14 protein-coding genes are annotated in these 13,220 nt (G+C 69.0%); all 14 read right to left on the bottom strand.

Annotated elements, in window-relative coordinates:
* Positions 1-22: 22 nt before the first annotated feature.
* A complete protein-coding gene (locus AB0D59_RS38435; protein ID WP_351710510.1) occupies positions 23-397 on the bottom strand; it encodes a F0F1 ATP synthase subunit epsilon in 375 nt (124 codons plus the stop codon).
* Positions 398-510: 113 nt separating this feature from the next.
* The gene (gene atpD / locus AB0D59_RS38430; protein WP_362575532.1) at positions 511-1,947 is read right to left on the bottom strand and encodes a F0F1 ATP synthase subunit beta; all 1,437 of its coding nucleotides are present in this window, start codon (positions 1,945-1,947) and stop codon (positions 511-513) included.
* Positions 1,947-2,861 carry a F0F1 ATP synthase subunit gamma gene (locus AB0D59_RS38425; RefSeq protein ID WP_362575530.1) on the bottom strand — a complete coding sequence of 305 codons (915 nt, stop codon included), beginning with the start codon at positions 2,859-2,861 and terminating at the stop codon, positions 1,947-1,949. Before AB0D59_RS38425 ends, atpD begins: the two co-directional genes overlap by 1 nt.
* Before the next feature lie 21 nt (positions 2,862-2,882).
* Entirely contained in the window at positions 2,883-4,472 is a 1,590-nt protein-coding gene (gene atpA / locus AB0D59_RS38420; RefSeq protein ID WP_351710504.1) for a F0F1 ATP synthase subunit alpha, read from the bottom strand.
* A 133-nt stretch (positions 4,473-4,605) separates the two neighbouring features.
* Positions 4,606-5,421 (bottom strand): F0F1 ATP synthase subunit delta, encoded by an 816-nt coding sequence (locus tag AB0D59_RS38415; RefSeq protein WP_362575528.1) that lies wholly within the window; start codon positions 5,419-5,421, stop codon positions 4,606-4,608.
* On the bottom strand, positions 5,418-5,963 hold the full coding sequence (locus tag AB0D59_RS38410) for a F0F1 ATP synthase subunit B (RefSeq protein WP_360477394.1): 546 nt from the start codon (positions 5,961-5,963) through the stop codon (positions 5,418-5,420). Before AB0D59_RS38410 ends, AB0D59_RS38415 begins: the two co-directional genes overlap by 4 nt.
* 37 nt (positions 5,964-6,000) lie before the next feature.
* Entirely contained in the window at positions 6,001-6,249 is a 249-nt protein-coding gene (locus tag AB0D59_RS38405; protein ID WP_067003022.1) for a F0F1 ATP synthase subunit C, read from the bottom strand.
* A 76-nt stretch (positions 6,250-6,325) separates the two neighbouring features.
* Complete coding sequence (gene atpB, locus AB0D59_RS38400; protein ID WP_362575525.1) at positions 6,326-7,159, bottom strand: F0F1 ATP synthase subunit A; 834 nt, start codon at positions 7,157-7,159, stop codon at positions 6,326-6,328.
* Positions 7,160-7,384: 225 nt separating this feature from the next.
* A complete protein-coding gene (locus AB0D59_RS38395; protein WP_362575523.1) occupies positions 7,385-7,816 on the bottom strand; it encodes a hypothetical protein in 432 nt (143 codons plus the stop codon).
* Between the two features lie 302 nt (positions 7,817-8,118).
* Positions 8,119-9,486 carry an MraY family glycosyltransferase gene (locus AB0D59_RS38390; protein WP_362575522.1) on the bottom strand — a complete coding sequence of 456 codons (1,368 nt, stop codon included), beginning with the start codon at positions 9,484-9,486 and terminating at the stop codon, positions 8,119-8,121.
* 125 nt (positions 9,487-9,611) lie between these two features.
* Positions 9,612-10,880, bottom strand: a complete 1,269-nt coding sequence (glyA, locus tag AB0D59_RS38385) for a serine hydroxymethyltransferase (RefSeq protein ID WP_362575520.1) — start codon at positions 10,878-10,880, stop codon at positions 9,612-9,614.
* 84 nt (positions 10,881-10,964) lie between these two features.
* Positions 10,965-11,648: a protein-tyrosine-phosphatase gene (locus AB0D59_RS38380; protein WP_360477379.1), complete on the bottom strand. Its 684-nt coding sequence runs from the start codon at positions 11,646-11,648 to the stop codon at positions 10,965-10,967.
* Entirely contained in the window at positions 11,645-12,292 is a 648-nt protein-coding gene (locus tag AB0D59_RS38375) for an L-threonylcarbamoyladenylate synthase (protein ID WP_351710488.1), read from the bottom strand. The genes AB0D59_RS38380 and AB0D59_RS38375 overlap by 4 nt, the downstream gene beginning before the upstream one ends.
* Positions 12,293-12,371: 79 nt before the next feature.
* On the bottom strand, positions 12,372-13,217 hold the full coding sequence (gene prmC, locus AB0D59_RS38370; protein ID WP_362575517.1) for a peptide chain release factor N(5)-glutamine methyltransferase: 846 nt from the start codon (positions 13,215-13,217) through the stop codon (positions 12,372-12,374).
* Positions 13,218-13,220 lie beyond the last annotated feature (3 nt).

The raw sequence follows: 13,220 nt of genomic DNA, 5'->3' as shown, positions 1-13,220 counted from the left end.
GTCAACGCATACGCGCAGTGTGTCAGCGCGACGTCGCCGCCCGCAGACGGACGTCGGCGCGTCGCTCGGCGGTGGCGTCGCCCTCCGCCTTCGCGCGCTCCAGCTCCCGCTCCGCGCGCTGGACGTCGATCTCGTCCGAGAGCTCGGCGATCTCGGCCAGCAGCGACAGCTTGTTGTCCGCGAACGAGATGAAACCGCCGTGCACCGCGGCGACGACCGTCCCACCTTCACTCGTACGGATGGTCACCGGGCCCGACTCCAGCACACCGAGCAGCGGCTGGTGACCGGGCATGACGCCGATGTCGCCGGACGTGGTGCGCGCGACGACCAGGGTGGCCTCGCCGGACCAGACCTGGCGGTCGGCGGCGACCAGCTCGACATGCAGCTCAGCAGCCAAAGGTGGCTCCTCGGGTCACCACCCGGTGCGATCACCGGGTGTTGGATACAAGTCTAATGGGCGTGAGTGAGGGGGCGGGACGCGCCCGCCCCCTCACACGAACTCAGGCGAGTTCAGGAGACGCCCAGCTCCTTGGCGTTGGCCTTGAGGTCCTCGATGCCACCGCACAGGAAGAACGCCTGCTCCGGGAAGTGGTCGTACTCGCCGTCGATGATCGCGTTGAACGCGGTGATCGACTCCTCCAGCGGCACGTCCGACCCGTCGACGCCGGTGAACTGCTTGGCGACGTGGGTGTTCTGGGACAGGAAGCGCTCCACGCGACGGGCCCGGTGGACGACGAGCTTGTCCTCCTCGCCGAGCTCGTCGATACCGAGGATCGCGATGATGTCCTGGAGGTCCTTGTACTTCTGGAGGACCGTCTTCACGCGCATGGCGGTGTTGTAGTGGTCCGCCGCGATGTAGCGCGGGTCCAGGATCCGGGACGTGGAGTCCAGCGGGTCCACGGCCGGGTAGATGCCCTTCTCGGAGATCGGACGGGAGAGCACCGTCGTCGCGTCGAGGTGGGCGAAGGTGGTGGCCGGGGCCGGGTCGGTCAGGTCGTCCGCGGGGACGTAGATCGCCTGCATCGAGGTGATCGAGTGACCGCGGGTCGAGGTGATGCGCTCCTGGAGGAGACCCATCTCGTCGGCCAGGTTCGGCTGGTAGCCCACCGCGGAGGGCATGCGGCCGAGCAGGGTCGAGACCTCGGAACCGGCCTGCGTGAAGCGGAAGATGTTGTCGATGAAGAACAGCACGTCCTGCTTCTGCACATCGCGGAAGTACTCCGCCATGGTCAGACCCGCGAGGGCCACGCGCAGACGGGTGCCCGGGGGCTCGTCCATCTGGCCGAAGACCAGGGCGGTCTTGTCGATGACGCCCGAGTCCGCCATCTCCTCGATGAGGTCGTTGCCCTCACGCGTGCGCTCGCCGACACCGGCGAACACGGAGACACCGTCGTGGTTGTTGGCGACGCGGTAGATCATCTCCTGGATGAGCACCGTCTTGCCGACGCCGGCACCGCCGAACAGACCGATCTTGCCGCCCTTGACGTACGGGGTCAGCAGGTCGATGACCTTGACGCCGGTCTCGAACATCTCGGTCTTCGACTCGAGCTCGTCGAAGTTGGGGGCCTTGCGGTGGATGGACCAGCGCTCGCCCTCGTACTGCTCGTCGACGTTCAGCACCTCACCGAGGGTGTTGAACACCTTGCCCTTGGTGAAGTCGCCGACCGGGACGGTGATGCCGTCGCCGGTGTCGGTGACCGGGGCCTGGCGGACCAGACCGTCGGTGGGCTGCATCGAGATCGTCCGGACCAGGCCGTCACCCAGGTGCTGGGCGACCTCCAGGGTCAGGATCTTCTTCTCGCCGGCGTTGGCCGGGTCGGCCACCTCGACGTGCAGGGCGTTGTAGATCTCCGGCATCGCGTCGACGGGGAACTCCACGTCGACGACCGGGCCGATGACCCGGGCGACGCGGCCCGTGGCCGTCGCGGTCTCAACAGTGGTGGTCATTAGCGGTCACTCCCCGCGGTCGCGTCGGCCAGGGCGCTGGCGCCACCGACGATCTCGCTGATTTCCTGGGTGATTTCGGCCTGGCGGGCCGCGTTGGCAAGCCGGGAGAGCGTGTTGATCAGCTCGCCCGCGTTGTCGGTCGCCGACTTCATCGCGCGCCGCGTGGCGGCGTGCTTCGAAGCGGCCGACTGGAGGAGCGCGTTGTAGATACGGCTCTCCACATAGCGCGGCAGAAGGGCGTCGAGGACGTCCTCCGCCGAGGGCTCGAAGTCGTACAGCGGAAGGATCTCGCCCGAGGGCCTCTCCTCCGCGACCTCTTCGAGGCGCAGCGGCAGCAGTCGGGCGTCAAGCGCCGTCTGCGTCATCATCGACACGAACTCGGTGTAGACGAGGTGGAGTTCGTCCACACCGCCGTCCGCCGTCTCCGTCTCGATGGCCTCGATCAGAGGCGCCGCGACCTTCTTGGCGTCCGCGTACGAGGGCTCGTCGGTGAAGCCCGACCACGACTCCACGACCTTGCGCTCGCGGAACGTGTAGTGGGCCAGACCGCGGCGGCCGACGATGTAGGTGTCGACCTCCTTGCCCTCCGCCTCAAGACGCTCCGTCAGCTGCTCGGCGGCCTTGATGGCGTTGGAGTTGAAGGCACCGGCCAGACCGCGGTCGCTCGTCAGGAGCAGGACCGCGGCGCGGGTCGGGTTCTCCGCCTCCGTGGTGAGCGGGTGCTTGGTGTTCGAACCCGTACCGACCGCCGTGACCGCGCGGGTGAGCTCGGTCGCGTACGGCGCGGAGGCCCGCACCTTGCGCTGCGCCTTGACCACTCGCGAGGCGGCGATCATCTCCATCGCCTTGGTGATCTTCTTGGTCGCGGTGACGGATCGGATGCGACGCTTGTAGACCCGGAGCTGGGCTCCCATGAGTCAGGTCCCTTCCTTACGTCACTTGGCCGCGGCCGGGGCGTCCTCGCCGAGAAGCTTGCCGTCCGAGGTCTCGAACTGCTTCTTGAACTCGGCGATCGCGTCGGCAACAGCGGTGAGGGTGTCGTCCGACATCTTGCCGCCCTCCTTGATGGAGGTCATGAGGCCCTGCTCCTTGCGGTGCAGGTACTCAAGGAGCTCCTTCTCGAAGCGGCGGATGTCGGAGACCGGGACGTCGTCCATCTTGCCGGTGGTGCCGGCCCACACGGAGACGACCTGGTCCTCGGTCGGCATCGGCTGGTACTGAGCCTGCTTCAGCAGCTCGACCAGTCGGGAACCACGCTCCAGCTGCGACTTCGACGCGGCGTCCAGGTCGGAACCGAAGGCGGCGAACGCCTCCAGCTCACGGTACTGGGCGAGGTCCAGACGGAGGCGGCCGGAGACCTGCTTCATCGCCTTGTGCTGCGCGGAACCACCGACTCGGGAGACGGAGATACCGACGTTCAGCGCGGGGCGCTGACCGGCGTTGAACAGGTCCGACTCCAGGAAGCACTGGCCGTCGGTGATGGAGATGACGTTGGTCGGGATGAACGCCGAGACGTCGTTGGCCTTGGTCTCGACGATCGGCAGACCGGTCATCGAACCGGCGCCCATCTCGTCGGACAGCTTGGCGCAGCGCTCCAGCAGACGGGAGTGCAGGTAGAAGACGTCACCCGGGTAGGCCTCACGGCCCGGCGGGCGGCGCAGCAGCAGCGACACGGCGCGGTAGGCGTCGGCCTGCTTCGAGAGGTCGTCGAAGATGATGAGGACGTGCTTGCCGTCGTACATCCAGTGCTGGCCGATGGCCGAACCGGTGTACGGCGCCAGGTACTTGAAGCCGGCCGGGTCGGACGCCGGGGCGGCGACGATGGTCGTGTACTCCAGCGCGCCGGCCTCTTCGAGGGCGCCACGCACGGAGGCGATGGTCGAGCCCTTCTGGCCGATGGCGACGTAGACGCAGCGGACCTGCTTCTTCGGGTCGCCCGAGCGCCAGTTGTCGCGCTGGTTGATGATCGTGTCGACGGCCAGGGCGGTCTTGCCGGTCTGACGGTCACCGATGATCAGCTGGCGCTGGCCGCGGCCGACCGGGGTCATCGCGTCGACGGCCTTGTAGCCGGTCTCCATCGGCTCGTGCACCGACTTACGGGCCATGACGCCGGGAGCCTGCAGCTCCAGGGCGCGGCGGCCGGACGTCTCGATCTCGCCGAGGCCGTCGATCGGGTTGCCGAGCGGGTCGACGACGCGGCCGAGGTAGCCCTCGCCCACCGCGACGGAGAGGACCTCACCGGTGCGCTGCACCGGCTGACCCTCCTCGATGCCGCTGAACTCACCGAGGACGATGGCGCCGATCTCGCGCTCTTCCAGGTTGAGCGCGAGGCCGAGGGTGCCGTCCTCGAACTTCAGCAGTTCGTTGGCCATGGCCGAGGGCAGGCCCTCGACCTTCGCGATGCCGTCGCCGGCAAGGGTGACCGTACCGACCTCCTCGCGCGAGGCCGCGTCCGGCTTGTACGACTGGACGAAGTTCTCCAGCGCGTCCCGGATCTCCTCCGGCCGGATCGTGAGCTCCGCCATCTGGGTTCCCTGCTCTCCTTGTTGGGCCCGAAGTTTCACTTGGGGGGTCTGGGGGCGACCCCCAGGATTCTTCATGTACGGCCCAACCCGGGCCGTCGTAAGTACGTACTGCTTGTTCTCGACTACCGAGGTGCTAGCTCGCCATGCGGCGGGCCGCGTCCTCCAGCCGGTCCGCGATCGAACCGTTGATGACCTCGTCACCGACCTGCACCCGGATCCCGCCGACGACCTCGGGGTCGACGTCGAGGTTGAGGTGCATCGTGCGGCCGTAGAGCTTCGCGAGGGCGGCGCCCAGGCGTCGCTTCTGCGGCTCGCTCAGCGGCACCGCCGAGGTGACGACGGCGACGACGCGGCTGCGGCGCTCCGCGGCGAGCTTGGAGAGGGCCTCCAGGCCCGCTTCCAGGCTACGTCCCCGCGGCACGGTCACAAGGCGCGTGACCAGACGCTCGGTGACCGGCTTGGCGCGTCCGCCGAGCAGCCGGTGCAACAGCTCGGTCTTCGCGGTGACGGTGGCCTTGCGGTCGGTGAGCGCGGCGCGCAGCTCGGTGCTGGAGGAGACGATCCGGCCGAAGCGGAACAGCTCGTCCTCGACGTCGTCCAGCGTGCCGGCCTTCTCCGCGGCCGTGAGGTCGGCGGTGTTCGCCAGCTCCTCCAGCGCGTCCACCAGGTCGCGGGGCTGCGACCAACGGGACCGGACCAGGCCGGAGACCACGTCGGCGGTGGACTCGCCGACCTGGCCGCCGATCAGGCGCCGGACCAGCTCGGCCTTGGCCTCGCCGGACTGCGCCGGGTCGGTGAGGACCCGACGCAGGCCGCCCTCGCGGTCGAGCAGCGTGGTGACGGCCGCCAGCTCGTCCGCGAGCCGCGTCGCGTCCACGGACGTCGAGTCCGTCAGCGCGTCGAGACGCGTCCGTGCGGCTGCCAGTGCGTCGCGGCTCGCTCCGTTCATCGGGCCGCCTCGGCCTTCTCCTCAAGCTCGTCGAGGAAGCGGTCGATCACACGGCTCTGCCGGGCGTGGTCCTCGAGGGACTCGCCGACCAGCTTGCCGGCCAGGTCGGTGGCCAGCTGACCCACGTCCTGGCGCAGCGACTGCGCGGCGGACTTGCGGTCGGCCTCGATCTGGGCGTGACCGGCGGCGACGATCTCCTCACGCTGCCGCTGGCCCTCGGCGCGCATCTCGGTGATGAGGGTGGCGCCCTGCTCCTGAGCCTCCTGGCGCAGGCGCGCGGCCTCGTGCCGGGCCTCGGCCAGCTGCGCCTTGTACTGCTCAAGGACGCTCTGGGCCTCGGTCTGCGCGGCCTCGGCCTTCTCGATACCGCCCTCGATCGCCTCGCGGCGCTGCTCCAGAACCTTGTTGATGTTCGGAAGGAGCTTCTTGGCGAGGAAGCCGAAGACGATGACGAAGGCGATGAGGCCGATGACGAGCTCTGGGATCGGCGGGATGAGGGGGTTCTCGGCCTCCTCCGCCGCCAGCTGAACCAGGGGGCTCATATCAGTGCCTTTCGTCTAAACGTGCGCTGCGGTCGGGTCAGGAGGCCGGGTAGACGAACGGCATGACCAGACCGATCAGGGCGAGCGCCTCACAGAAGGCGAAGCCGAGGATCTGGTTGGCGCGGATCAGGCCGGCCGCCTCGGGCTGGCGGGCGAGGGCCTGGGTGCCGTTACCGAAGATGATGCCGACGCCGACGCCCGGGCCGATCGCGGCGAGGCCGTAACCGATGGAGCCGAGGTTGCCCTTGATCTGGACAGCGGCCAGGGTCTCGTGCAGAACGGACATGCCGGTTCTTCCTTCTCTTTCAATGACCGGTGGGGGTTGGCCACCGGATGCCTGGAGTGGGTGGTCGGGTTGGCGCTCAGTGGGACTCGGCGAGCGCGCCCTGGATGAAGCTGCAGGTCAGCAGTACGAAGACGTATGCCTGGACAGCCTGGATGAAGAGCTCGAAGGCGGTCATCACGAGGACCATCACGAACGAGACACCGGAGTAGGCGATGCCGACGCCGTTGAGCATGTACCAGCTGGCAACCGTGAAGAGCAGCAGCAGGGTGTGGCCGGCGAACATGTTCGCGAAGAGCCGGACGGCGTGGGTGAAGGGCCGCACGAGCAGGTTCGAGAAGAGTTCGATCGTCATCGAGAGCGGAAGGACCGCGCCGAGCGACTTGTCGTAGCCGGTGAAGTTCTTGAAGGCGCCGACGAAGCCGTGCCGCTTGAAGGTCAGCGAGACCCACAGGATGTAGACGATCGCGGCCAGGGCGGCGGGGTACGAGATGATCGCGGTCACCGGGAACTGGGCGATCGGGATGATCGACCAGAGGTTCATCATCCAGATGAAGAAGAAGAGCGAGACGACGAGCGGGACGTACTTCTCGCCTTCCTTCTTGCCGATGGTCTCGTAGACGACACCGCGGCGGACGAAGTCGTATCCGGCCTCGGCCACCATCTGGAGCTTGCCCGGGATGACCTTCGGCTTGGCGAAGGCGGCCCAGAAGAAGCCGATGACGATGATCGACCCGAGCAGCGCCAGCAGCATCGTCTTGTTGAAGTACACGTTGCTGTCCGCGCCGCCGAAGAGCGGCTTGAACAGGAACGAGTGCAGGCCCGGAGCGACCGTGTCGAAACCGCACCCGTCGTTTCCGAACAGGTGACAGCTCGTGTCGAAAGCGAGCGTCTGCGTCGGGTCAGCACTCACCGCGGGCTCCTTCAGCGTGGCGCATAGGTACGGCAACCTCGTTGTGTCGGCGCGGCGCATGGCCGCGGTTCGGCACGGGACTGGTGTTACGGATGTGGGGGCGGCTGGGGGGCATCTCGCCTCGCGATTGAGCAGGCGTCAGCTCAGATGCCCGCGCCCGCGATGCCGCAGTTGGCACCGGACGATAGCAGCATCTCTCGTGCGCCTTTATCCCGGGCCTACCTCTCACGACGATCGTCCGGACTTCTCGGACTTCTCGGACTTCTCGGGTTCGACGTAGAGGATCTTGGCCTTCATGTGGGCGCGGGTCTGTGCCGCGATCCACGTGAGCGTGGCGACCACGAGCGTGATGGCGAAGGCCCGGGGGTTGAACAACGTCGTGTTCTTGAAAACGGCCATGAAGATGAACAGCAGCAGAAGCTGGGCCGCGTAGAGCATCAGGCCCATCATCTGGAAGAGCTGCGGCATGGATTTGGCCGTGCGCTGCAGGACGTAGAGACCGACCCCCATGAAGAGGATCACGATCACCGTCGCGACCACCGCCCCGATCGCCCCCTTGCCGCCCGCGACCACTGCGCTGACGACGGCAGCGAGCACGCCGACGGCGGCCGTGGGTACGGCGGCCTGGGCCAGGATCCGGGCGTCATTGGACGGCATGGCGGCAACTCCGCTTTCACAGGGGGGCAGGTGTCGTCATGGACGAGCGTAGTCCCGGTCGGAGGGTCGAAGACCTCACGCCAATGGACCATCGCACTTGGGTCCTTCGGCTCTGTCCGGGGTTCTCGTGAACCGTATCACAAACTATTTGATGAGGTCTTTACCTGGTAGGTGTGCTCGCTGTCACACATGAGAGTGAACATGCCCGCCTGAGCGAAAACCGAGCCGTTGTGTCTGGTATTAGGGGCTTTTGCTCCCCCACGACTTGGCAATGCTCTAGTCAGATTCTTACCTTGCGAGGGTCAGCGCGAGGTTTCGGAGGTGCGCCGGTCCAGGATGCGCGAACGGGGACCGATGGCCGTCGAGCCGTTGACCCGGGCCACCCCGGCGGTCACCGCGGGACGGTGCCCGTCACACGGCTCCTCGGCCTTCTCCAGCACATCGGGGGCGGCGGCCTGGGCAGCAGCTGAGTCCGTCGGCTCGGCGACCTCCGGGGCCGGCCCGCGGCGCCGGTAGCGCGGCGGCACGAACCGCTGGCCCCACACCGGCACCCGCGGGGTGAACCGCGGCAGCAGAAGCAGCCCCAGGCCGATCGCGCTGAGGAAGACCACGCCGAGCACGATCCACATCGACGCGGAGTTCACCGAGTACGCCAGCGCCCCGAAGCCGATCAGCGCCGACCAGAAGTACATGATCAGCACGGCCCTGCTGTGCGAGTGGCCGATCTCCAGGAGCCGGTGGTGCAGGTGCCCGCGGTCGGCGGCGAACGGCGACTGACCGCGCCAGGTGCGCCGCACGATCGCCAGCACCAGGTCGGCGGCCGGCACCGCGATGATGGTCAGCGGCAGCAGCAGCGGGATGTAGACCGGAACCATCTGGTGCACCGCGTTGCGCTCGGAGCCGGCGAACAGGTTCATCACGTCCGGGTCGAGCTGGCCCGTGATCGAGATCGCACCGGCGGCCAGCACCAGGCCGATCAGCATCGAGCCGGAGTCGCCCATGAAGATCCGCGCCGGATGCAGGTTGTGCGGCAGGAAGCCCAGGCACATGCCCATCAGGATCGCCGAGAACAGCGTGGCCGGGGCGGCGGCCTCGATGCCGTACGAGTACCAGATCCGGTACGCGTACATGAAGAACGCCGCGGCCGCGATGCACACCATGCCGGAGGCCAGGCCGTCCAGGCCGTCGACGAAGTTGACCGCGTTGATCGTGATGACCACCAGGGCCACCGTCAGCAGGGTGCCCTGCCACGGGGTCAGGGCCACCGTGCCGACACCCGGGATGGGCAGCCACAGGATCGTCAGACCCTGCATGACCATGACGCCCGCGGCGATCATCTGACCGCCCAGCTTGATCAGGGCGTCGATCTCGAACTTGTCGTCGAGCACACCGATCAGCCAGATCAGCGCGGCGCCGGAGAGCAGCGCCCGCGGCTCGTTCGACTTCGCGAAGACCTCGTTGAGGTTGGTCAGGTGGTCGGCGACCAGCAGGCCCGCGCACAGCCCGAAGAACATCGCGATCCCGCCGAGCCGCGGAGTGGGCTCCCGGTGCACGTCACGGGCCCGGATCTCCGGCATGGCCCCGGCCACGATCGCGAACTTCCGCACCGGCCCTGTCAGCAGATACGTCACCGCGGCCGTGATGCAGAGCGTCAGCAGGTATTCACGCACAGGCTTCCCCACAGGTCTCGCTGGCCATCACAGCCCCACACCCTAGCGACGGTCGCATATGCATGGGGACTTCCGGGTAGCGACGATGGTTGCACGCGTGGCTGTGAGGCGGGCGTACAACGGCTCTACGACGCTGCGCCTACCCCGCCTCCACCGGGATACGGCGGAAATCTACCGGTGAGCTCGCGCACCTCGTCACGCACCCTCCCCACATCCGTCGCACCGCGCAGCACCTCCGCCAGCAGAGCCGCGATCCTGGTCATCTCCCCCGCCTCCATGCCCTGTGTGGTCACGGCGGCGGTGCCCAGCCGCAGGCCGCGCGCCTCCCCGTGCGGCAGGGCGCAGCTGTCCAGGACGATCCCGGCGGCGACGAGCCGGCCCCGGGCGGTACGCCCGTCGACGCCGAGGGGTGCCGGGTCGACGGTGATGAGGTGGGTGTCCGTGCCGCCCGTCGTGACCACCAGCCCCTGGTCGGCAAGGCCGGCCGCGAGAACCCTCGCATTGGCGACCACCTGATGGGCGTACACGGTGAACGCCGGTGTTGCCGCCTCCCCGAACGCGACCGCCTTCGCGGCGATGGTGTGCATCTGCGCGCCGCCCTGTGTGAAAGGGAACACAGCCCGGTCGAGGCGCTCGGCCAGCTCGGGCGAACCGCACAGGAGCATCCCGCCGCGCGGCCCGCGCAGCACCTTGTGCGTGGTCGCGCACACCACGTCGGCGTACGGCAGCGGGTTCGGCGCCGCTCCCCCGGCCACCAGCCCGATGGGATGGGCGGCGTCGGCGATCAGGTACGCGCCCACCTCGTCGGCGACCTCGCGGAAGAAGGCGTAGTCGATGTGCCGGGGATAGGCGATGGACCCGCACACGATCGCCTTGGGCCGGTGGCTGCGGGCCAGCGCCCGCACCTGGTCGTGGTCGATGAGCCCGCTCTCCGCGTCGACCCCGTACCCGACGAAGTCGAACCAGCGGCCGGAGAAGTTGGCCGGCGAGCCGTGCGTGAGATGACCGCCGTAGGGCAGCCCGAGGGCGAGCACGGTGTCGCCGGGGCGCAGCAGGGCGGCGTAGGCGGCCAGCACGGCGGACGACCCGGAATGGGACTGCACATTGGCGTGCGCGGCGTCGAACAGGGCCTTGGCGCGGTCGACGGCGAGTCGCTCGGCGACGTCCACGATCTCGCAGCCGCCGTGGTGCCGGGCGCCCGGGTACCCCTCGGCGTACTTGTTGGCGAGCGGCGAGCCGAGGGCGGCCAGCACGGCCGGGGAGCAGAAGTTCTCGGCGGCGATCAGCTGCAACGACGTCGACTGCCGGGCCAGCTCCCCCAGCAGGATCTCCGCCAGCTCCGGATCCTGCCGGCGCAGCGGATCGGCCTCGACGAGGGTAGGGCTGACCGGCATGACGGGCTCCGGGCGGTCGACGGTGACGTACGTCCAATGTAGGCCCGGGGCGGGTGGGGTGCGCGGTGTGTACGGCGCCTTGGGCTACATCCGCGCCGGGACGCCCGTCAGCGCCGTGACCACGGGGTCCAGGGCCTCGTGTATCTCGTCGCCGATGGAACGGAAGAACGGCAGCGGGGCGCCGTACGGGTCGTAGACCTCGTCCGCCTCCGCCGTGGGGGCCAGCAGCCATCCGCGCAGCGCGGCCGCCGCACGGACCAGTGCGCGGGCGCGGACGACCACGCCCTCGTGCAGCGGGGGCAGCGTCGCCGGGTCGATCGCGCGGACCAGGCGGGTGAACTCCTTCAGCGTGAAGGTGCGCAGGCCCGCCGAGTGGCCCATGGAGATGACCTGGGCGCGGTGGTCACGGGTGGCGGTCAGCACCAGGTCGGCGCGGATGACGTGCTCGTCGAGCAGCTCCCGTCCCACGAACCCGGTCGCGTCCGCGCCGAAGTCGGCCAGGACGGCCTCCGCGTTGGCCTCCATGGGCGCGCCCTCATGGCCCCAGGTGCCCGCGCTCTCCACGATCAGCCCGCCGCCCAGAAAGGTGCCGAGCCGGTCCGTCACGAGATGGCGGGTCAGCCGCTCGGTGATCGGCGAGCGGCACACGTTGCCGGTGCTGACGTGGAGGATGCGGAAGCTGTCGCGCGGAAGCCCCACGAACGTGGTCGTGATCTCCGATGCGCGCTCCCCGTTGCCTATGCCACGCCCCGCGTCAGGGGCTGTCAATTCGCCACCTCGAGGTCGGGTACGACCTTGCGCAGCTCCTCTGCCGAGATCGCGCCCGCGCGCAGCAGCAGCGGCACCTCACGGCTGACGTCGACGATCGACGAGGGGACGTTGCCCGGGGTCGGACCGCCGTCGAGGTAGACGGAGACGGAGTCGCCGAGCATCTCCTGCGCGGCGTCACAGGTCTCCGGGGACGGGTGGCCGGTGAGGTTGGCGGAGGAGACGGCCATCGGGCCGACCTCGGTGAGCAGCTCGATGGCGACCGGGTGCAGGGGCATGCGCACGGCGACCGTGCCCCGGGTGTCGCCGAGGTCCCACTGGAGGGACGGCTGGTGCCTGGCGACCAGGGTGAGGGCGCCCGGCCAGAACGCGTCGACCAGCTCCCAGGCCAGCTCGGAGAAGTCGGTGACGAGCCCGTGCAGCGTGTTCGGGGACCCGATCAGCACCGGGGTGGGCATGTTGCGGCCCCGGCCCTTGGCGTCGAGCAGGTCGGAGACCGCCTCCGCGGTGAACGCGTCGGCGCCGATGCCGTACACCGTGTCCGTGGGCAGCACCACCAGTTCGCCCCGGCGGACGGCGGACGCGGCTTCGCGCAGACCCGTCGCGCGGTCGGTCGCGTCGTTGGTGTCGTATCGCCGTGCCATGTCTAGCGGGCCTCCTCGTACACGAAGTACACGTACGTCCGGGACTCCCGGGACTCCCGGGGATCAGTCTGGGGGGTGCTCACGGCAGCGCCTTGCGGGCGGTCGCGAAGCGGGGGCGGTTGTTGAGGTCCGGGTGGTCGGCCGCGTCGGCCCAGCCCCGCTCCTCGGTGAAGATCCACGGCACCTGGCCGCCCTGGGTGTCGGCGTGCTCGATGACGACGACACCGCCGGGACGCAGCAGCCGGTGCGCGGTGCGTTCGATGCCCCGGATGAGGTCGAGGCCGTCCTCGCCGGAGAACAGGGCCAGTTCCGGGTCGTAGTCGCGCGCCTCGGGGGCGACGTACTCCCACTCGGTGAGCGGGATGTACGGCGGGTTGGAGATGACCAGGTCGACATGGCCGTCGAGGTCGTGGAAGGCGTCCAGGGCGTCTCCCTGGCGCAGGTCGACCCGGGAGCCCGCCACGTTCTTGCGGGTCCACTGGAGCGCCTCCTCGGACAGCTCCACGGCGTGCACGCGCGAGCGCGGGACCTCCTGGGCGAGGGCGAGCGCGATGGCGCCGGAGCCGGTGCACAGATCGACGATGCACGGCTCGACCACGTCCATGGCGCGTACGGCGTCTATGGCCCAGCCGACGACGGACTCGGTCTCCGGGCGCGGTACGAAGACGCCCGGCCCCACCTGGAGTTCGAGGTAGCGGAAGTAGGCCCGCCCGGTGATGTGCTGGAGCGGCTCGCGCTGCTCCCGCCGGGCGATGACCTCCCAGTAGCGGGCGTCGAAGTCGGAGTCCTTGACGGAGTGCAGCGCGCCCCGCTTCACGCCGTGCACGAACGCGGCGAGCTCCTCCGCGTCGTTGCGCGGCGAGGGCACGCCGGCGTCGGCCAGCCGCTGGGTGGCCTGGGCCACCTCGGCGAGCAGCAGGTTCACGCT

This window comes from Streptomyces sp. NPDC048417 (assembly GCF_040651615.1).
Taxonomy (GTDB): domain Bacteria; phylum Actinomycetota; class Actinomycetes; order Streptomycetales; family Streptomycetaceae; genus Streptomyces.
This window is presented reverse-complemented; position numbering and strand designations above follow the sequence as displayed.

What these genes read in the sequence shown, in the direction of transcription:
- atpD (WP_362575532.1), bottom strand. Translation starts at nt 1,947, where the DNA reads ATGACCACCACTGTTGAGACCGCGACGGCCACGGGCCGCGTCGCCCGG.
- AB0D59_RS38425 (WP_362575530.1), bottom strand. Translation starts at nt 2,861, where the DNA reads ATGGGAGCCCAGCTCCGGGTCTACAAGCGTCGCATCCGATCCGTCACC.
- atpA (WP_351710504.1), bottom strand. Translation starts at nt 4,472, where the DNA reads ATGGCGGAGCTCACGATCCGGCCGGAGGAGATCCGGGACGCGCTGGAG.
- AB0D59_RS38415 (WP_362575528.1), bottom strand. Translation starts at nt 5,421, where the DNA reads ATGAACGGAGCGAGCCGCGACGCACTGGCAGCCGCACGGACGCGTCTC.
- AB0D59_RS38410 (WP_360477394.1), bottom strand. Translation starts at nt 5,963, where the DNA reads ATGAGCCCCCTGGTTCAGCTGGCGGCGGAGGAGGCCGAGAACCCCCTC.
- AB0D59_RS38405 (WP_067003022.1), bottom strand. Translation starts at nt 6,249, where the DNA reads ATGTCCGTTCTGCACGAGACCCTGGCCGCTGTCCAGATCAAGGGCAAC.
- AB0D59_RS38395 (WP_362575523.1), bottom strand. Translation starts at nt 7,816, where the DNA reads ATGCCGTCCAATGACGCCCGGATCCTGGCCCAGGCCGCCGTACCCACG.
- glyA (WP_362575520.1), bottom strand. Translation starts at nt 10,880, where the DNA reads ATGCCGGTCAGCCCTACCCTCGTCGAGGCCGATCCGCTGCGCCGGCAG.
- AB0D59_RS38375 (WP_351710488.1), bottom strand. Translation starts at nt 12,292, where the DNA reads ATGGCACGGCGATACGACACCAACGACGCGACCGACCGCGCGACGGGT.